Source organism: Mesobacillus sp., from assembly GCF_047739415.1.
In the GTDB taxonomy this organism is placed as follows: domain Bacteria; phylum Bacillota; class Bacilli; order Bacillales; family Cytobacillaceae; genus Mesobacillus.
This window is the reverse complement of the sequence record NZ_JBIQOE010000205.1, coordinates 1-18,817: the sequence shown is the minus strand read 5'-3', so window position 1 is coordinate 18,817 and position 18,817 is coordinate 1. Positions and strand designations below refer to the sequence as shown.

Sequence of the window (18,817 nt, the reverse complement as noted above, 5' to 3'; positions counted from 1 at the left end):
AGATGTATTCGCCCGTCTCCTGATCAAGACCCACAACATCCGGTTCCCCGCCCGTTGCTTCCATTTCATTGAGCGACCATAGTTTTTCAATATTGTTATCGAGCTTAGCTTGTACTTCAGCCCATTCAAGACCTTCATGTCGGGCCATGTTTTTCTCAAACCTAGCTTTCAAAATTCCGAGCAGTTCTTCCTGCTGTTCGCGTGATAACTCCTTATTTCCTTTTGCCATATTAACACTCTCCTTGTTTTGATTCCTTATTGTAAAATCTTTTATTATTTTTTATCATTATTGGTCTTTCTGAATGCGTCCCAAACCATTATGGCTACCAGAACAGCAAACACTGCTTTACCCATATTGTTGATATGTTTCATACTTTCGTAATCAGAACTGTAAACCCCAATATACGAACTGACAATCATCAGAAACACGATAAACAGTTTAGTAGTTTTTTTCAACCTTGCACCCCCAGGACAATAAACGTGGGCTATGTTGTGACAGTATCTATTAACTCCTCAATAGTTCCAATGCATTTCTGGACTTCTGGCAAATGATAAAACGTACTGGTTGTTTCAAAATTAGCCACTTCGTTATCTGGTGAGTGAAGATAAATTCTTTTCCCATGGCCAAGCGCAATACCAAATTCTATATGGCTTCCTTTGCCAGCTGGCAATAATACAATAATAAAGTCTGCTTCCAAAACAGCCTTTTTTTCTTTTTGTCCTATTCCGGTTAGTTCTTCAATCGTTGAAGCTTTTTCATTTTCCGTCCAGTCATATGTCTGAATATATCCTCTATCGATTAGCAATTTGCTAACATGTCTAACTGCATCTATATTTTTAAAGCTTGATGCCACATAAAACTTTTTCAATATTCGTCCTCCTTGTTAAGCATTGAAAAAGTTTCTTCAACTTGTCATTTGGTCGTAGAGATTTCCTAAGGCGGCACCCCTACCTGTTCACCCAGTTTTCACTTGATTTCAATGCCCTTCTAACTGCTAGCAAGATATATAGAGTTACTGAATACAAAGTTAAGCTAATCATGTAAAAAATCGCCTGTGGTTTCCCCGATTCACTGGTGACTCCGTGGAGGTTGTTATAGTCATCAATCGATATAAAATACGACCAGATGAAATTTAAAGTGATGATCAACAATAGCAATGCCAGAATGGCCTTTTTATGTAAAATCAGTCTAGTCAAACTCTCCTTAAAAGCCTTGGAGACTGTCACCTTTGAGTTTCCTTCGATATTGGTTTTATTGTTAAAAGGCGTTAAGAAGTAAACCATCAAGCCTCCCCAGACAATACCAAAAACCACTAATTCAACAAATGACATTTAGATTCCTCCACATATCGGCAAACTCTATCGACTTATGGTTTTCATTCTACTGTTTAGCTTCCAGGTATTTTTTATAAGCGGTCGGGCTTTGCAAATGTTCAGGAACGATTTCATGCGCCCGCTCCTGCATCTGCTCTTGTACATTTGCATCAGGCGATATAGTCGCAATCCTTTTACGGACGTCATTCAGTAAGTAAATCCCTCTAAATAGACTGCCTGCAATAATACCGAAGGCAAGGATGCCCCCTACAATCGGCCCCATAGCAAATAGAAAATAGCCTAGAATGACACTTAACAATATGGATAAAAACAAATACATGACAACCTTTGCCCCCATTTCTAACTTAGCAAAATGAAATTCTTCCGAAACTCTCTATCATTGATTGCTATTCTGACCCTTAAATCCCTGGTTCTCAGCACATACTCTTTGACCCCGATAAATTCCGATTCAGCGATTAAATAGAATTGAGTGCCTTTTTTCAAACCCTTAAATTCGTTTTTCAACATATATCTCTTCATGATTGTCCTGTTACTCCTGCAAGATTCTTTTCATAAAATTCAACAAAAAGAAGCGTGAATCCTCCAAGATCTACGCTTCCTTTGCTAAAATATTGAGCTTTTACTAAAAAAGCCACCTTGTTTGGCGTGAAACCCTATGGCAGCACTTAGTTCCTTGTCCAATTAGCGTGAAGATTTTGGCGGCTGACACACTTCACATTTTCGCTGGTGATTATCCTTGAATTTCTTGAACGGTTTTTCAAAATTGTTGCCGCATGCGCATTTGAATAGTAATTTTTGCGAAAATCCGTGGTATTCTGTCGTCAGCAGCTTACTCTCTGAGTTTTTCTCCACAAATTCTTTGATTTTATCAATCGTCCATCGTTTATTCATGTTCTTATACCTCCATATATGATCGCTAAGCGGAGGCTTTTCGGGCATCCGTGCAATTATGTGTAAAATCCATCTAAGTTCCTCATTATAACATGTGCCGACATACAATTATATAAGCTGTTTAGTCTTTATTTTCCTTCTCAAGCAGCTCAATTATTCGGTCCAGTTTTCGTTCTATACTCTTCGAATTATCAGGTTCCTTTATTACGAGTGACCGGACAGCATAAAAAACAGCAGCCACAATCCCAATTAATAAAACGAAAAAAATAAGCTGAAATAATAGATCTCCAATATTCATATTAACCCCGCCTCAGATGTTTTTTTAAATTATCCTATAGTTCCTTAAACTCCGCTACCCTCTCATTTTTAATAATCATTTCAAGTGCATCTCTTGTTTCAGGATGCAGTATCATTTTTTCTGTAAGCTTTAAATTCGACCGCTTCACCTTCCTCCCCCACCTTCTCGAAAAAGAACGCCAATCACAAACCATTTCAAGCAGATATTTTCTTGGCATTGGCAGGGCTAGTTTTTGATTCGGATCAACCACCCAATACTCCCAATGATGTTTATTTTTATGTTGATGATGGAGCCATGCAAACTTCCATTTCATTTCATCAATAGAATCTATTTTCCTATCCAAAAAGAATCTCTTCGTATATGGCAAAAATTCCTTGGGATTAAATTTTGATAAGTCATGAGTAATCCCCTGTATGTATAAACCCTCTTTCCAACATTCAATTAAAACATTAATTTTATGTTCAAGTATATAAAGCAAGTTTCTCCAACAAGCTTTTAACATAATAGGCACCTACTATAGTAGTATATTGTCAGTTCATATTCTCCACGATTATCTGGTATTCCTCCTGATTTGTCATAAAAAGGTATTTGTTTGTTGTTTATATTAATTTACAATCCTTCCCTGCTGGACTTACTATTAAATTATATTCAGGACAGGGGTGGTTTTTTGGAAAAGTTTAAAGTGGGTATTATCGGGACGGGTTTTGGTGCTAAAGTTCATGCGCCAATGATGGATCATCATGAAGGATTCGATGTGGTGGCAATATCGAGTGTATCAAGGGGCAATATTGAAGATGCACGGAAAGCAAGCGGGATTGCAAATATCTATACTGACTGGCGCCAGATGATTGAAAAGGAAACACTCGATTTAGTGGTCGTCGCTTCGGCAGTCCATTTACATAAGGAGATGGTTGCTGCTGCTTTCGAAAAGGGCGCTCATGTAGTATGTGAAAAACCAATGGCCTTGGATGTTGCTGAAACAGAAGAAATGATTACGGAAAGAGACAAGGCAGGCAAACTCGGGCTGATCAATCATGAATTCCGCTTTTTGCCGGCACGTATGAAGGTAAAAGAAACCATGGAAAGCGGAAAACTCGGGGATATTTTGCATGTCCGCTATGAGTGCTCTTTTGCGAATTATACAGGGCTGGTTTCAAAACCTCGAGGCTGGCTGGGACAGGAAGAAAAAGGGGGCGGAATGCTTGGCGCCATTGGCTCCCATATGACAGATGCTCTTCATTGGTGGATGGAAAGCTCATTTAAAGAAGTGTTTGCCCAGCTGCCAATTCACGTTCCAACCCATACTGATGAGAACGGGAAGACTGAACATCGAACAGCGGACGATGCTTTCCAGATTATCGGCTCTCTGGAAAACGGAGCTACTGTAACGCTTGAGCTCATTTCTGCAGCACGCCAAACTGAACACACATGGCGTCTTGAGATTTACGGTACAGAAGGCACACTTGTTTTGCTGGATGACCAAAAGGTTTTACTTTCTGTTGGGAATTCTGCTTTTGAAGATGTCGAACTATTGCCGGCTCTAGAAGCACCTTCTAGTATGCCGCAGGTCGCAGCAAGGTACTATAACGGCTTCCAAAGGGCTTTAGATGCACTCCATGAAACACTGGCTTCCGGCAAGAAGCACCCGTATCTCGCTGATTTCGAGCATGGACATGCGACTCAAAAAGTTTTAGATGCAGTCAGGACTTCTGCTCGCGAAGGTAGAAAAGTGGAAGTGAAATAAAAGATCCACATTGCAGTAGGGTTAACAGGCAGGCATGAGCCAGGTAATTGATTTGGGCTCATGCCTTTAATTTTTCCAATATTTCCGGGTAATTGCCCTTCCATAAAAGTGCCTGACGCTGTGGCCGATGGGAGAATGGATTTAATCAAACGTTTGATTAATAACTTTAATTTGCAGGAGTGATTGACTTTATTGAAGCACAATGTTCTTTTAAAAAGCTTCTCTATTAAAGTGTTAACATGGCCTTAGTTTGTTCCTTATCGGGCTTAAACCTTTGACCTTACCCTCTAAATCAGACCACTTTCTCCCAAAAGAAAAGCCTGATTCCTTTTCAGAACAGGCTTATCATTCTACATATCACGAAGCATTGTATTCAAAGAGCTTAATTCCTCTTCAATCGCCGCAAGTCTCTTCTCCAGCGGATGCAGGTTCCCTTTTACAGATTCCAATTTTTCGAGATTATGCTGCAGCTGCAAATACTCGTCCTTCAGTTCGACGATTTTATATTCAATTTCTCTTTTATCCATTGCTTGATCCCCCTGTTTTGACGATATCTTCTTTAGAATAGCTATATTGGTAATTTTATTCAAGAAGCATGGCACACAAAAGGCGTACAGACCATTCTGTACGCCTTCCATGCCTATTTATTCACTTTTGATAAAAGCGTGATGCTGTAAATGGCTGCAAGACCTACAAGGATGTAGACCACTTTAGCGATTGGACTGTCCATACCGCCGAATAGCCCGCCGACCAAATCCCATTCAAATAATCCAACCAATAGCCAATTTAAACCGCCGACAATAAGCAATACTAATGATACCAAATTCAAAGTTTTCATTTTGACACCACCCCTTGTATAATTTTTGTATAACCTTTCGAGTTTTATTATACAAAACCTATACAAAATAAGCAAACATTTTATATAATTTTATTAAAATGTTGATTTAACAGCATTAAAGTTGTGTAATTTTTGTATAACTTATCTATAATGATGGAGTGGAGGTGACAAGTTTGTATAGCATCAAGCAGGTATCAGAACGATTGGATATCCCCGCCGTCACGATCAGGGCCTGGGAAAATCGCTACAATGTCGTTACTCCGACCAGGACTGAGGGCGGCCATCGTTTATATAGTGAAAAAGATGTTGAAACACTTAAGTGGATCAAGGCACAAGTACACGACCAGAATATGAAAATCAGTGACGCGGTCAGAATGCTGAAGGAATCCCCTCCGGTTTCGGCCCCAGCTCCTTCACAGAATAACAAGTATGGTCAGCTAAAAGACCAGCTTTACGGAGCGCTGGTCAACCTTGATACTCAAGAAGCAAATCAGATTGCTGACCTCGCGTTTTCCTTGTATGACTATGAAGAGGTGTTTCACCATATATTAGTCCAGGTTTTGTATAAGGTTGGGGATGAATGGGAGAATGGCACCATCTCGGTTGCCCAGGAGCATTTTTCTTCGCAGTTCATCATCAACCGCTGCACCCAGTTCCTGAGGGTTCTGCCTGTGAATCCTGCCCTCCCGAAAGTGCTGGCGTTCTGTCCAGAAGGAGAGCAGCATCAAATCGGGTTGATGGTCTTCAGCTTATTTTTAAAAAAGAAAGGCCATGATGTCATCTATTTAGGCCCGAATACACCGCTTGAGGGATTAACAGATTTGATAAAAATGAAAGACATCAGAGTTGTCACAATTTCCATGACAAATCCTAATCCCATTAGTAAGGTGGAGGATTGGATTCAAACCTGCCTCAAAATGGATTCATCCCTGAAGTTCATTGTGGGCGGCAGCTGTGTCAAGGATTGTCCGCAGCTGGAGTCCAAGTCTGTCACCTACTCCCTGGGTTCGGATTGGGATAGATGGTATGACTCATTTATGCGTTAACAAAAACTCTATAAATCCCTTGATTTTATAAATGAGAGAAATGATAAGATTAAGATGGAATCTTATTAGGGAGGTTTACTAGTGAAAAAGCTGTTATATCCAATTACAGATTGGGTTTCAACGAAGCGTGGAATGTGGATCACGATCATTGCCTGGCTCGTCCTCATGGTTGGTTTAAGTGCAGGACCAATGCTTAGTGAGTATAAAACGACCAACTTCCAATCGCTTCCTGATGAAGCACAATCAATGATTGCAGAGAAAAAGACTGAAGAGCTCTTTCCAAATGAACAAGGAACACCGGGAATCCTGGTTTTCCACAATAAAAATGGCGACATCAATCTGGATGAAGTCAAACAAATTCTGAACGGAATTATTGCTGAGGATATAGAAGGTATTGAAACAATCGTTGATATCAGTGCACTCCCTCCTCAAGCTTTGGGAGGCTTTACCTCTGAAGATGGGTCAACGATGATCGTCCCAATGGAACTGGAAAAAGGGCTCGGGAACAGCCAGTATTCCGAAATCAATGACAAGGCCTTGGAAACCGGCAACAAGATTGCTGAAGACCTTGAAAGCACGGAATTTTATATCACCGGTCCTGCCGGTATTGCTGGGGATACGGTCAAGCTGTTTGAACAAGCTGACTTCGTACTGCTAATTGCAACGGTGTTGATTATTTTGATCTTATTGATTGTCATTTACCGTTCACCATTGCTCGCGATCATTCCGCTGCTTGCGACCGTTATTGTCTATCAGGTCGTGAATCAAAGTGTTGCCTTGATGGGAGCTGGCGGCCTGGAAGTCAGCAGCCAAACTTCATCAATCATGAGTATCTTGCTTTTTGCAGCGGTCATTGACTATTCATTATTTGTCTTCTCACGTTACCGCGAGGAACTGAACAAATATGAAAGCAAATACGAAGCAATGAAATACGCGATGCGCGCTACCGGTGAACCTGTGTTCTTCGCAGGAGGCACTGTCTTAGCTGCAATGCTGATTTTATTCTTTGCCGATTTCCGCGATTACCTGAACTTCGCACCTGTATTCGGGATCGCGATGTTCTATATTATGATTTCTTCTGTCACATTACTGCCGGCTTTATTTACCTTATTCGGACGTAAAGCATTCTGGCCGAAGGTTCCGAAGTACGGTCAGGAAACCGAAATAAAGCATGGAATCTGGGGACCGATTGCCAGGTTCGTCGTTAACAAGCCTGGAATCTCAGGTGGAATTGTTGCTTTATTCCTGGTCATCACAGCATTCAATGTCTTCAATCTGGACTTTGAATTTGATACGGTAAAAAAATTCCCCGAAGACCTGCCTTCCCGTGTCGGTTATGAAATCGTCGAGGCAAGGTTTGACAAAGGGGAACTGGCACCGACAACACTAGTGATTGAAAGCGACGAAGCTTTTACTCAGGAAGATACAAGTGCCATTATTGAAAAATGGCAAAGCTATGATGAGATTGCTTCCGTTCGGATGTCCGCACAAACCGAGGATGCAAAAGCCATGAAGTTAAACGTTGCTTTATCAATGAATCCATACTCGACAGAAGCAATTGATTTTTTCGAGGATTTAAGAGAGGAAACTCCAGAATTATTAGAGGATCTTTCAATTGATGGAGAGGCATATTATAGCGGAGTCACTGCAAAGATTGTTGATGAACGTGAAATTAACAATCGTGACATTGTGAAAATCGTCATCCTGGAAACAGTGTTGATTCTAGTTCTTTTATACGCTCTCACTCGTTCGATCAAGATGTCCATCTACATGATGGGAACCATCCTATTATCCTACTTATCTGCGCTGGGACTTGGAATCTTCCTCGTCGACGTCTTATTCGGCTTCGAAGCGTTAAGCTCGCGCGTTCCAGTCTACGCCTTCATCTTCCTGGTGGCATTGGGAATCGATTATAACATCATCCTGGCCTCCCGATTCATTGAAGAGCGTAAAGCACACAAAGTCAAGGATGCCCTTGAAATTTCGATCCGCAACACAGGTGGGGTCATTTCCTCAGCAGGTGTCATCCTGGCTGCAACCTTTGCAGCACTGACAACAATGCCAATCGCCGACCTATTCGTCTTCGGCTTCATCGTCGCAGTCGGAATCCTGATTGACACATTCCTGGTGCGCGGCATGCTGCTGCCAGCATTGATTCTTTTCTTTGAAAAAGATAAGGAAACAGTTGCAGTGCAAGGTAAATAAGAGAAAAGGCAGCCCTTGGAGCGAATAGCTCAGGGACTGCCTTTTTTGATGGTGAAAAATCTAGTTGTTCTGGGATGGGTGTTACTGATACATCTGATGATGATGGACACTTTTTTATGATTCTCACGAGGTTTTGTCCGTCATGACCTTAATGACGGACACTTTTTCACGATTCCCTCGAGGTTTTGTCCGTCATAGCCTTGATGACGCACACTTTTTCACGATTCCCTCGAGGTTTTGTCCGTCACGACCATAATGACGGACACTTTTTCATGATTTCCACGAGTTTTTGTCCGTCATAGCCTTGATGACGGACACTTTTTCTTGATTCCCTCGAGTTTTTGTCCGTCATGACCTTGATGACAGACACTTTTTCTTGATTCCCTCGAGGTTTTGTCCGTCATGACCTTGATGATGGACACTTTTTCACGATTCCCTCGAGGTTTTGTCCGTCATAGCTTTGATGACGGACACTTTTTCTTGATTCCCTCGAGGTTTTGTCCGTCATGACCTTAATGACGGTTACTTCATCACGTTTTTACGCTTACATATCACGTCCCGCAAAATGTCCGATAAGGTCTTGCAGTTGGCGGAGCTGGCTTGCAGTATTCGGCCTGTTCAGGAGAATGCTCGTATGGGTTGGCAAGAACTTCGAGCAATTTCACCATGACGCTCAAGTCTCCATTCACAGCAGCCTCCAGTGCTTCCTCCACCCTATGGTTGCGAGGAATTACGCCCGGATTGTTGTCGCGCATCAACTCCTGTGTGTCTTCCTTCGATTGCTCCTGGCGTTCTAGTCGTTCCTGCCATTTTCCATGCCACTTCGTGAACTCTTCAGCCTGGAACAACTCCGAATCTTCTAACTGGTCAAAGGTCAATGCTTTAAACGTATTTGTAAAGTCAGCCTTATGCTCATTCATTAAGTTTAGAAGGTCGGAGATAAGGCTTTTGTCTTCTTTTTCCTCATTAAAGATACCCAGTTTCAACCTCATTCCGGAAATGAATTCTGCTTCAAATATTTCCGGGAACCCAGAGAGGGCTTCCTCTGCCAGCTTTACCGCTTCGTCTTCATCTTCATGCAGCAAAGGCAATAAGGCTTCAGCGAAACGCGAAAGATTCCAGCCACCGATATACGGCTGATTTCCATAGGCGTAGCGGCCATCCCGGTCAATTGAACTGAAGACAGTCGCCGGGTCGTACGTGTCCATGAAAGCACATGGACCATAATCGATTGACTCGCCGCTGATCGTCATGTTGTCAGTGTTCATGACACCGTGGATAAAACCAACATGCTGCCATTTCGCAATCAATGCTGCCTGACGCTTGATCACTTTTTTCAAAAAGGAAAGATAGCGGTTTTCCTGCCCATCGATTTCTGGATAATGGCGCTCTATCGCATAATCAGCCAATGCCCGCAAATCCTCCTTTTTACCCCAGTTCGCAGCAAATTGGAATGTTCCCACTCTTAGGTGGCTTGCTGCCACACGGGTTAGGATTGCTCCAGTCTGCATCGTCTCGCGGATGATCTGCTCCCCAGTTGTTGCAACAGCCAGGCTCCTGGTAGTCGGGATTCCCAATCCTACCATCGCTTCACTGATGATAAACTCCCTGAGCATTGGTCCCAGCCCTGCACGGCCGTCTCCGCCACGGGAATACGGTGTACGCCCTGAGCCTTTCAGCTGGATGTCAAATCGCTCGCCATCAGGGGTGACCTGCTCGCCAAGCAGAACCGCCCTGCCATCTCCGAGCATAGTAAAATGTCCGAATTGATGTCCTGCATATGCCTGGGCAAGCGGAGTTCCACCTTCAGGTACCTCGTTTCCGCCAAAGATCAAAGCCTCTTCGCCATCTTGCAGCGCTTCAGGATTCAAACCGAGTTCTTCCGCCAGCGACTCGTTGAAAATCACCACTTCTGGTGCTTCCACAGGAGTCGGTTTCTGCAGGCTATAAAATATTTTAGGAAGGCTCGAATAACTATTTTCGATATTCCAGCCGGGTTGCTTGTTCGTCATTTGGATGGCCTCCTTTACTTTCACTATTTCTTCGTGTGCTTTTTATATCCATTAATGTATTCTTCCTGTTACTTAATATACCCTCCCGAATGTTTGGTAAAGCTGCCATTTGTTTTGTTTCCAGGCTAAGAAAAATACTTTTTAAGAATAATAAATGAGGGTAAATAAACATTGTAGAAAGGAGAATTGCCATGAATTATAAAAACATTACTGTCGCCGGAAGCGGCGTTTTGGGAAGCCAGATTGCTTTTCAAACCGCATATAGTGGTTTCAATGTTTCAGTTTACGATATCAACGATGAAGCGATCGAACGCGCCAAGGAACGTATCTCGAAGCTTAAGCCGCGTTACCAGGAGGATCTTGGAGCATCCCAGCAGGAGCTTGATGCAGCTTACAACCGCCTTTCTTTTTACAGTGATCTCTCACAGGCGGTAACTGATGCTGACCTCGTCATTGAGGCTGTACCAGAGGTCGTCGACATCAAGATAGATTTTTACCAGAAACTAGGACAGGTCGCACCCGAGAAGACAGTATTCGCAACGAACACTTCTACGTTGCTGCCAAGCCAGTTTGCAGAAGCAACAGGCCGTCCTGAAAAATTCCTCGCCCTTCACTTTGCGAATGAAATCTGGAAAAATAACACCGCCGAAGTCATGATGCATCCTGGCACAGACAAGAAAGTGTTTGATGATCTGTTGGAATTCGCAAAAGCCATCGGCATGGTCGCGCTGCCATTGTACAAAGAGCAGCCTGGCTATATCCTGAACTCGTTATTGGTGCCGTTTTTAGAGGCAGGCCAAATGCTGCTCATGAAGGAAGTTGCCGACCCTGAAACCATTGACAAGACATGGATGATCGCAACCGGCGCTCCAAAAGGACCGTTCGCGATTTTAGACATCGTCGGAATCACCACAGCATATAATATCGCCAATGCCAAGGGCGAAGCTGGAGTTCCACAATTTAAAGAGCTCGCGAATCTATTGAAAACTGAGTACATTGACAAAGGAAAACTCGGTGTAGCAACCGGTGAAGGATTTTATAAATATCCTAACCCTAGCTATGAACAGCCAGGTTTTCTAAAAGAATAATATTATATGCATATGCCCAATCCTTGTATGGATTGGGCATTTTGTTTTGGCCGGTATCAAGCTTTTATCAAAATCAGAGACAAAGTTTTAGGACATTTCCCCGAGATTCCGTCTTCCGTTTGTCCGATAGACCTCTTCTATCGGACACTTCTCCGGGTTCTCTTATTCAAAATGTCCATTAAACAAATCCTATTAGACATTTCAACACTCCTCCTCATTCAAAATGTCCATTAAACATTTCGCACCATACCTACTACTACCTATTCCAGACAGCAAAAGAGCCTAACTCCCTGAGGGAATTAGGCTCTTTAATCATACCTTATTGATTACCGTTTTTAACCCATCCTGCAACTGTCACTGTGCGCTTCGCCTGGTATTTTACCGCAGCTTCAACGTCTTCAATCATGTTGCCGTCTTGGTCGACGGTTACGCTTGTTCCGTATGGGTTGCCGCCTGCACCGAATGTCACTGGGTCACTGTAGCCAGGCGCAGCAACGATTGCACCCCAATGGTACATCGTAGTATAAAGTGACAAGATTGTAGCTTCCTGCCCGCCATGCGGGTTTTGTGCGGAGGACATGGCGCTCACGACTTTATTCACGAGCTTGCCCTGCGCCCAAAGGCCGCCTGTTGTATCAAGGAATTGCTTCATTTGTGATGGCATGTTTCCGAATCGTGTAGGAACGCTGAAAATGATTGCGTCTGCCCATTCAAGATCGTCTGGAGTCACTTCAGGGATATCTTTTGTGTTTTCAACAGTTGCTTTCCACGCTTCATTGCCTTCAATCGCTGATTCAGGCGCTAATTCCTTCACTTTGAAAACCTTCACTTCTGCTCCAGCTTCTTTTGCGCCTTCTGCAGCCCATTTCGAAAGCTGTACATTCGTTCCGCCCATGCTGTAAAAAATCACTGCTAATTTGACCATATTGATAGCCTCCCTTTTTTAATGCTACATTAAGGTATTTCCACTAATCTCCTATGACAAACTCGCTTACAGATACTCTTTTTCAATATCACGCGTGCTTCGCACTGTATCAATCGGCCGCACAAAGTCCTCGATTTGTTCACGCTTCGATTCGAGGAACGGCGGCAGGGACAATTTTTCACCAAGTGTTTCGTATGGTTCGTCACCCATGAAACCTGGTCCGTCTGTTGCCCATTCGAACAAAATCCCTGGCGCCACACGTGCATATAAGGATTCAAAGAAGAATCGGTCTACATAACCAGATGTGCCGAATCCTGAAGCCTTCATATGATCGATCCACTCATAAAGAACCGAAGTGTCGGCAACACGGAATGCTGTATGGTGCACAGTTCCGAATCCCTGGCGTCCTGCCGGCAGCACTTTATTGTCCTCTACTATGACCTGCGCGCCGTTCCCGCCTTCTCCCATTTCAAAAAGATGCAAGGAACCTTCCTGCCCAACTTCACGCATATGCATGACTTTTTCCAATACCTCTTTAAAATAATCAAAGCGTGAGATCCGAATATGGATCGGCCCAAGGCCTGTGATTGCGTACTCCAACGGAACCGGACCGTTTTGCCATGGAGTCCCTGATGCTACACCCTCATTGAACTCGTCTGATACCAGCATATATTGCTGATCATCAAAATCGACGAATGAAATCGTCTTTTTACCGAACAATTCCTTGATGCCTGTATGCTTGACGTCGTATTTATCCAAACGCTTCACCCAGTATTCCAGCGCAGCATCAGTCGGCACCCGGAATCCGGTTTTGTAAATCTCGTCCGTTCCATGAGAACCTTTGGGAATACCAGGAAAGTCAAAGAATGTCATATCCGTGCCTGCCGACCCTTTATCATCCGCGAAAAATAAGTGATACGTTCGGATATCATCCTGGTTGACGGTCTTTTTTACAAGACGCATCCCCAAAACATATGTGAAAAACTCATAGTTCTTTTCTGCGCTGCTTGTAATGGCCGTAACATGGTGTATTCCTTTTAATTCGTTCAAGTTGTCTCCCCCTTTATCTCGAAACCGAGATATTATTACAAAAAAACATCTATTCTTACTTTAACCTTAATGACTTCGAAAAAAACATAATATCTTGAATTCGAGATAATTTTATCATGTGGGATTTTTCATGTCAACCTGGACAAAAGCCTTTGAGCTGTCTCAAAGGCTTTCTCCAGCTATTACTTTAGAACTTCTTTATATTCATCTTTCCTCTCGAATTCCTTTTGCGCAAAGGAACAAACCGGCTCCACCTTCAGGCCTTCATTTTTTGCCTTCTCAACAACCTGGCGTACCAATTCCTCCGCCACGCCCTGGCCACGGTTCGCCGGATCGACACCGGTATGGTTAATGACAAGAAACTTATCTCCATCCCGAGTATAGGTTACTTCGCCTACCTCGAGCCCATCTGAATCCTTCGCGACAAAACGTCCGTCTTCTTCTTCATATTTAAACGACATAACAACACCTCCTGATCTAGTTATAAATGTCTTCCTCTTATTCCCGCTTCAAAACGCTTCTACTCACTTTTGTAAAACATTTTCAAACGAGCCTTATACGATGCATACGAGATTATTGACCATGACATTCTATAAATATGTATGCAAAACCGGCTTCTAAAAGGAATGATTAATTTGGAAGATGTTCGTATATCGCGTTTTGATCAGATTGTCGAGATGGGTAAGGAAGGGCAAAAAGCTTTAAATGAGTATTGGTGGGAGTTTTCTCTATATACCTCTTTTGAATATTGGCTGATGGTCTTATTCCTTGTGGTCCCGCTCGTCTTTCTGCTTTTTAAAATCAATAAAAATAAGTTATTCCAGATTCTCTTTTACGGCTACAGTATCCATATGTCCTTTGGATATCATGATTTGTATGGGAGAAATATGGGTTACTGGAATTATCCTTTTCCTGTCATCCCGGTTTTACCCGGTATTTCCCTAGACTCCAGCCTAATACCAATAATTTTCATGTTTGTTTACCAATCTACGTTGAACAGTAATAAAAAATATTATTTGTATGCAACTGTTACATCGGTAATCCTGTCATTTGTTTTCAAGCCTATGCTTGTCGGATTGGGATTATTTAAAATGTATGGGTCGATTAACTATTTTCACCTATTTCTAAGCTATGTATCTGTATTTATTTTCGCGAAAGTAGTTACTGACTTTTTTCTTTGGATTAAAAAAAGGTACAGCTCAAACAAATAATTTATTTTCATTTAAGCATCCATACCATAAAAATGGCCTGATACCAGGCCTATTTTTTATAAGTTATGAAGAAAATCTTCTATCGAAAAACACTCGAGGGTACTTCAAAGGTATTCCATAAGAAAACAATAAAAACGGCCGAGAGGATCCAGGCGAATACCGGCCTATGAAAATGGATTTTCAATATGAGGAACATTACCGCATTAAATAGGATGGACCACCCGAAATTCCAGCCATTGTAATATTTTATTAGGTGGAAATGCAAGTCGATCATCTCATTTATGATGTAAATTAGCATCCACCCTAAATAATAAATAAACTTAATGATGGCGCCTTGTTGTGGAAAATGAGACAAATAGGCAAGACATGTCGCAGGATATTTTAATACCATGATGGAAAACGAAATATGTGCATTGGTTATTCCTACTTCCTTGTCACCAGGCGAGGGTACATACCTCCACATTGGGTAATGATCGGACAATAAATAAAGGTAAATAAAATCACCAAGCATAAAGAAAAGGATTGTCGGATAGTACCTTCTCCAGTTCCTCCAATCCCCCAATATTATTAAGATTCCCAACCAAAATATCGCATAAATTGCATTCGTCATAGTCTGCCTCACCAAAGTTATTTACAAATAAAGGAAACCTCTTCCGTAGTATACCCACTCCCCTATTAATTATTTCTTAATCGCTACTATCTTCTAAAGATTAAACCTACCTTAAGGAGGTATGATTCAAATTTATTCAAGTTATTTTTGTTTACCATTCCATCTACGGTCGTTGAAAATCGGCTTGAGAGAAATATGAAATTGATCCGCTCCAAAAAGAATCGGACCTCCCTGCACAGCTTTTTCTCGCTTGCAGCCATCTTTCTTGCAGTAAATTTTCTTAAAAAATTAGCGCAAAAATAAGAATTGAAGCTTTTACTTTTTTTCTTTCTGAAACAAAAAGGAAGTATGAGAACATGCCTCATACTTCTTTTTGGTTTATTTCAATTCCTCTAGTTCTGCTAATGTCGCCTGGATATCTTCGTCTGTCAGTGGTGCGAATCCTGTTTCTGCAGCAATATCCTGTGCGTTTTGCATTGTGTAGATTGCATAGTCAAGTACTTGTGCCTTTTCTTTGGCATTGTTTACGTTCAGATATGTGAACACCGGGCGTGTGAACGGGCCGTATTCGCCATCTTCCTTGATTGTTTCCAGCGAAGGTTCAACTGGTCCATTACCGAAATCCACACCCACTGCAGCCAATTTGTCTTTGTTGTTCGCATAGTAGCCATATCCAAAAAAGCCGATTGCATTTTTGTCTTTTGAAACCAGGTCAACCAATGTAGAGTAGTCCTGCTGCAGGTTAATGCCTTCTACAAGATCTTTTTCATCAAGAATGTTTTCAAACATGAACTCGTAAGTTCCATGATTTTCGTTCGGACCATATGTGTTAATTGCTTCAGCCGGGAAGTCAGGGCGTACATCAGACCATTTCTTCTTTCCGCCTTCAGCAAGGAAAATATCAATGACTTCTTCTTTTGTCAGTTCCTTTGCCCAGTCATTGTCCTTATTGATGACAATCGTCAGGCCATCCAGTGCGACTTTCATTTCTTTTACATCGATTCCAAGCTCTTCAGCTTTTGCTTTTTCTTCATCTTTGATCTGGCGTGATGCATCATTGTAGTCTGTACCTTCTTCAACCAGGAATTTCTTGAATCCAGCTGAAGTTCCGGAGCGGCTAACCTCTACAGATACATCTTCTTGGGTGGACATATAGTTCTCTGCCATTTTTGCCATGAACGGGTAGACAGTGCCAGAGCCATCGATCACGACGCTGCCTTCAAGTTGAGTTTCAGTTTCATTAGAACCATTCGTCGCTTCTGCGTTACTTTCTCCATCAGAGCAAGCCGTTCCAAAAGCCATTACCGAGGCAAGCATAGTAAACATCGCTAACTTCTTAAAACTCTTCATTCCTTAATTCCCCCTAATATTATGTCCGTTGCTACAAGAACAAGATTACTAGACAGTTATTAATGTGGTTTTAAGGAGTTGTAAATTAATTGAAAAGGTTTGTTAAGGAATGTTAATTCTTTCATTGGAGGAAGAAGTTAATATATAGTGAGGAAAAGGAGGTTTTAAGATGGAGTATGTATTGGAAACAACCGATCCTGAAAAATCACTAACCTTGGGAACAGCCATTCAAGGGAAGCCGTCGATGGTCGTATTTGTCCGCCACCTTGGCTGACCAGTCTGCCGAGCATATCTTGCGCAGTTGCGCGAGCGAATAACTGAAGTTGAAGCAACAGGATACCAGGTCATTGCTGTCGCCCCTTCAAAAGGGTCTTTTATCAAGCAATTCGTTGACCAGTTCGGGCCATTTCCTTTTCCGATTTTAGGAGACCCTTCGCGGCAAGCGTATCGAGGCATGGGCCATAAAACGATGCCTAAGTGGAAGCTGCTGGCGAAAGCCGGTTTCGGTTTTGTCACTGGCCAGGTCAAAGACTTCATTCCTAAAAACGACAAACAGAAGGAATTCGTCATGAAATCGATGAAGACACAGGACGTCTACATCCAGGGAGGAACCTGGCTCTATTCGGCGGAAGGCAAACTCTTGTGGAAGCATATCGATGAATCACCTGAGGATCACGCAAAAATTGATGAGGTTTTGGAGCAAATGAAAAAACGCTGATCAGCTTAACCCGCGATCAGCGTTTTTCCTTGTCATTTTTATCGGAAACTTGCTCAAATAACTGTGAAATATAACCTTTTAATTCAAAACCCTCTTCATTCATGAATTCCTTGATTTGTTTCATCTTAATCTACCTCCGTTTTTAATATGTTGTTGATTATAGTATTCCCGCTCTAGCAAACTTTTATTCAACCAATTTTTAGAAGGATTGGTAGTCTATTAGTTTAGACGGAGGATAGATTGGAAAAGTTGCTAATTCAGTAAAAGTTTTACAATTTATCTTTATTCAATTCCCACATGCTGTAGTTAAGCTGAAGCGCATAAGCAACCCAGGCAATATACGGCAACATCAGCCGGCCGGCAATTTTATCTTTTTGATAGTATTGATAAGTTGTCAACGTAATCATGCCCAGCAGCAGTCCGATCTCTGCAAACGCAGTTCCCCGAAGATTCCATTTGAAAAATAAGAACGACCAGAGAAAGTTCAATCCAAGCTGGATATCATAAAGCCCCTCTGCTGTGGCGGTCGGTTTCTTTTTCATCGAAACCCGGTAATTCGCCAGTCCCATCGCCGCATACAAACCTGTCCACATGACCGGAAACACCCAAGAAGGCGGCGCATAATCTGGCTTTTCCAGCTTGCTGTACTTCTCCTTCGCCTGCCTCGTCGCAATCATCCCAGTCACCATTCCGCCGACAACCGGAATCAGCAATTCCTTGGCGAGCTTGCCCTTATCTATTTTTCCATTCACTCTTAAAGCATTCATCCTGATCACCTGCCTTTTTCATACTATTACCTAGTTTTCGTGAAAAAAACATATGCGATTACGAAACAAACTTGTGATGGTCATCTATTTTGACAACTTTGATTCTGGTTGTGTAAAACCTGGATGTATTCCTGCTGGATTTTGACAACTATGCCTTGTTCGCCGCCAAACCTGTCTTAATTCCTTCGTTTTCTTGACAGCTTTTGGCCCGGCGACCTCAAACCTGTCATGATTCCTTCGTTTTCTTGACAGCTTTTAGCCTCTTGATCCCAAACCTGTCATGATTCCTTCGTTTTCTTGACAGCTTTTGGCCTGGTGAACTCAAACCTGTCATGATTCCTTCGTTTTCTTGACAGCTTTTGGTCTCATGACCTCAAACCTGTCATGATTCCTTCGTTTTCTGGACAGCTTTTGGCCCGGTGACCTCAAACCTGTCATGATTCCTTCATTTTCTTGACAGCTTTTGGCCCGGTGACCTCAAACCTGTCATGATTCCTTCGTTTTCTTGACAGCTTTTGGCCTGGTGACCACAAACCTGTCATGATTCCTTCGTTTTCTTGACAGCTTTTGGACTGATGACCTCAAACCTGTCATGATTCCTCTGTTTTCTTGACAACTTTTGGTCTCATGACCTCAAACCTGTCATGATTCCTTCGTTTTCTTGACAGCTTTTGGCCTGGTGACCACAAACCTGTCATGATTCCTTCGTTTTCTTGACAGCTTTTGGCC

The 18,817-nt window shown here is 42.4% G+C and carries 22 protein-coding genes and 1 pseudogene; 6 read left to right on the top strand and 17 right to left on the bottom strand.

Annotated elements, in window-relative coordinates; genetic code table 11:
• From ACH0QE_RS16465 to ACH0QE_RS16430, 8 genes are all read right to left on the bottom strand, one after another.
• The coding region (locus ACH0QE_RS16465; RefSeq protein WP_415801660.1) for a DUF4256 domain-containing protein at positions 1 to 229 on the bottom strand (229 nt) is incomplete at its 3' end.
• A 44-nt stretch (positions 230 to 273) separates the two neighbouring features.
• Positions 274 to 456 (bottom strand): hypothetical protein, encoded by a 183-nt coding sequence (locus ACH0QE_RS16460; RefSeq protein ID WP_415801659.1) that lies wholly within the window; start codon positions 454 to 456, stop codon positions 274 to 276.
• A 29-nt stretch (positions 457 to 485) separates the two neighbouring features.
• Positions 486 to 869 carry a group-specific protein gene (locus tag ACH0QE_RS16455; protein WP_415801658.1) on the bottom strand — a complete coding sequence of 128 codons (384 nt, stop codon included), beginning with the start codon at positions 867 to 869 and terminating at the stop codon, positions 486 to 488.
• Between the two features lie 79 nt (positions 870 to 948).
• The gene (locus ACH0QE_RS16450; protein WP_415801657.1) at positions 949 to 1,332 is read right to left on the bottom strand and encodes a hypothetical protein; all 384 of its coding nucleotides are present in this window, start codon (positions 1,330 to 1,332) and stop codon (positions 949 to 951) included.
• 49 nt (positions 1,333 to 1,381) lie between these two features.
• Positions 1,382 to 1,654 (bottom strand): hypothetical protein, encoded by a 273-nt coding sequence (locus ACH0QE_RS16445; RefSeq protein WP_415801656.1) that lies wholly within the window; start codon positions 1,652 to 1,654, stop codon positions 1,382 to 1,384.
• A gap of 362 nt (positions 1,655 to 2,016) precedes the next feature.
• Entirely contained in the window at positions 2,017 to 2,226 is a 210-nt protein-coding gene (locus ACH0QE_RS16440; protein ID WP_415801655.1) for a hypothetical protein, read from the bottom strand.
• A gap of 121 nt (positions 2,227 to 2,347) precedes the next feature.
• Positions 2,348 to 2,524 carry a DUF4083 family protein gene (locus ACH0QE_RS16435; RefSeq protein WP_415801653.1) on the bottom strand — a complete coding sequence of 59 codons (177 nt, stop codon included), beginning with the start codon at positions 2,522 to 2,524 and terminating at the stop codon, positions 2,348 to 2,350.
• 34 nt (positions 2,525 to 2,558) lie between these two features.
• Positions 2,559 to 3,026 carry a DUF5662 family protein gene (locus tag ACH0QE_RS16430; protein ID WP_415801652.1) on the bottom strand — a complete coding sequence of 156 codons (468 nt, stop codon included), beginning with the start codon at positions 3,024 to 3,026 and terminating at the stop codon, positions 2,559 to 2,561.
• Between the two features lie 165 nt (positions 3,027 to 3,191).
• On the opposite strand from ACH0QE_RS16430, the gene ACH0QE_RS16425 reads away from it, so the two are divergent.
• On the top strand, positions 3,192 to 4,268 hold the full coding sequence (locus ACH0QE_RS16425; RefSeq protein ID WP_415801651.1) for a Gfo/Idh/MocA family protein: 1,077 nt from the start codon (positions 3,192 to 3,194) through the stop codon (positions 4,266 to 4,268).
• A gap of 350 nt (positions 4,269 to 4,618) precedes the next feature.
• Here ACH0QE_RS16425 and ACH0QE_RS16420 read toward each other — a convergent pair whose 3' ends face one another.
• Both ACH0QE_RS16420 and ACH0QE_RS16415 read right to left on the bottom strand, forming a co-directional pair.
• The gene (locus ACH0QE_RS16420; RefSeq protein WP_170029930.1) at positions 4,619 to 4,795 is read right to left on the bottom strand and encodes an SE1832 family protein; all 177 of its coding nucleotides are present in this window, start codon (positions 4,793 to 4,795) and stop codon (positions 4,619 to 4,621) included.
• A gap of 113 nt (positions 4,796 to 4,908) precedes the next feature.
• Positions 4,909 to 5,106, bottom strand: a complete 198-nt coding sequence (locus ACH0QE_RS16415; protein WP_023626156.1) for a DUF378 domain-containing protein — start codon at positions 5,104 to 5,106, stop codon at positions 4,909 to 4,911.
• Between the two features lie 173 nt (positions 5,107 to 5,279).
• Here ACH0QE_RS16415 and ACH0QE_RS16410 point away from each other — a divergent pair, with 173 nt between their 5' ends.
• The gene (locus tag ACH0QE_RS16410) at positions 5,280 to 6,152 is read left to right on the top strand and encodes a MerR family transcriptional regulator (RefSeq protein ID WP_415801650.1); all 873 of its coding nucleotides are present in this window, start codon (positions 5,280 to 5,282) and stop codon (positions 6,150 to 6,152) included.
• 81 nt (positions 6,153 to 6,233) lie between these two features.
• Positions 6,234 to 8,357, top strand: a complete 2,124-nt coding sequence (locus ACH0QE_RS16405) for an MMPL family transporter (protein WP_415801649.1) — start codon at positions 6,234 to 6,236, stop codon at positions 8,355 to 8,357.
• Positions 8,358 to 8,908: 551 nt separating this feature from the next.
• Here ACH0QE_RS16405 and ACH0QE_RS16400 read toward each other — a convergent pair.
• Positions 8,909 to 10,369: a protein adenylyltransferase SelO gene (locus ACH0QE_RS16400; RefSeq protein WP_415801648.1), complete on the bottom strand. Its 1,461-nt coding sequence runs from the start codon at positions 10,367 to 10,369 to the stop codon at positions 8,909 to 8,911.
• A 191-nt stretch (positions 10,370 to 10,560) separates the two neighbouring features.
• Here ACH0QE_RS16400 and ACH0QE_RS16395 point away from each other — a divergent pair, with 191 nt between their 5' ends.
• Positions 10,561 to 11,457 carry a 3-hydroxyacyl-CoA dehydrogenase gene (locus ACH0QE_RS16395; RefSeq protein WP_415801647.1) on the top strand — a complete coding sequence of 299 codons (897 nt, stop codon included), beginning with the start codon at positions 10,561 to 10,563 and terminating at the stop codon, positions 11,455 to 11,457.
• Positions 11,458 to 11,776: 319 nt separating this feature from the next.
• Here the strand turns inward: ACH0QE_RS16395 and wrbA are convergent, their stop codons facing one another.
• From wrbA to ACH0QE_RS16380, 3 genes are all read right to left on the bottom strand, one after another.
• Positions 11,777 to 12,388, bottom strand: a complete 612-nt coding sequence (wrbA, locus tag ACH0QE_RS16390) for an NAD(P)H:quinone oxidoreductase (protein WP_415801661.1) — start codon at positions 12,386 to 12,388, stop codon at positions 11,777 to 11,779.
• 60 nt (positions 12,389 to 12,448) lie between these two features.
• Entirely contained in the window at positions 12,449 to 13,432 is a 984-nt protein-coding gene (locus tag ACH0QE_RS16385) for a ring-cleaving dioxygenase (protein ID WP_415801646.1), read from the bottom strand.
• A gap of 182 nt (positions 13,433 to 13,614) precedes the next feature.
• Entirely contained in the window at positions 13,615 to 13,893 is a 279-nt protein-coding gene (locus ACH0QE_RS16380; protein ID WP_415801645.1) for a GNAT family N-acetyltransferase, read from the bottom strand.
• 174 nt (positions 13,894 to 14,067) lie between these two features.
• Between ACH0QE_RS16380 and ACH0QE_RS16375 the strand changes: the two genes are divergently transcribed.
• Positions 14,068 to 14,643: a hypothetical protein gene (locus ACH0QE_RS16375; protein WP_415801644.1), complete on the top strand. Its 576-nt coding sequence runs from the start codon at positions 14,068 to 14,070 to the stop codon at positions 14,641 to 14,643.
• Between the two features lie 79 nt (positions 14,644 to 14,722).
• Here the strand turns inward: ACH0QE_RS16375 and ACH0QE_RS16370 are convergent, their stop codons facing one another.
• Entirely contained in the window at positions 14,723 to 15,253 is a 531-nt protein-coding gene (locus ACH0QE_RS16370) for a CBO0543 family protein (RefSeq protein WP_415801643.1), read from the bottom strand.
• 378 nt (positions 15,254 to 15,631) lie between these two features.
• Positions 15,632 to 16,603: a PstS family phosphate ABC transporter substrate-binding protein gene (locus ACH0QE_RS16365; RefSeq protein WP_415801642.1), complete on the bottom strand. Its 972-nt coding sequence runs from the start codon at positions 16,601 to 16,603 to the stop codon at positions 15,632 to 15,634.
• Positions 16,604 to 16,889: 286 nt separating this feature from the next.
• Between ACH0QE_RS16365 and ACH0QE_RS16360 the strand changes: the two are divergent.
• A pseudogene (locus tag ACH0QE_RS16360) lies at positions 16,890 to 17,321 on the top strand (AhpC/TSA family protein); the annotation flags it as partial.
• Positions 17,322 to 17,590: 269 nt separating this feature from the next.
• Here ACH0QE_RS16360 and ACH0QE_RS16355 read toward each other — a convergent pair.
• A complete protein-coding gene (locus tag ACH0QE_RS16355) occupies positions 17,591 to 18,088 on the bottom strand; it encodes a TspO/MBR family protein (protein WP_415801641.1) in 498 nt (165 codons plus the stop codon).
• Between the last annotated feature and the right edge of the window lie 729 nt (positions 18,089 to 18,817).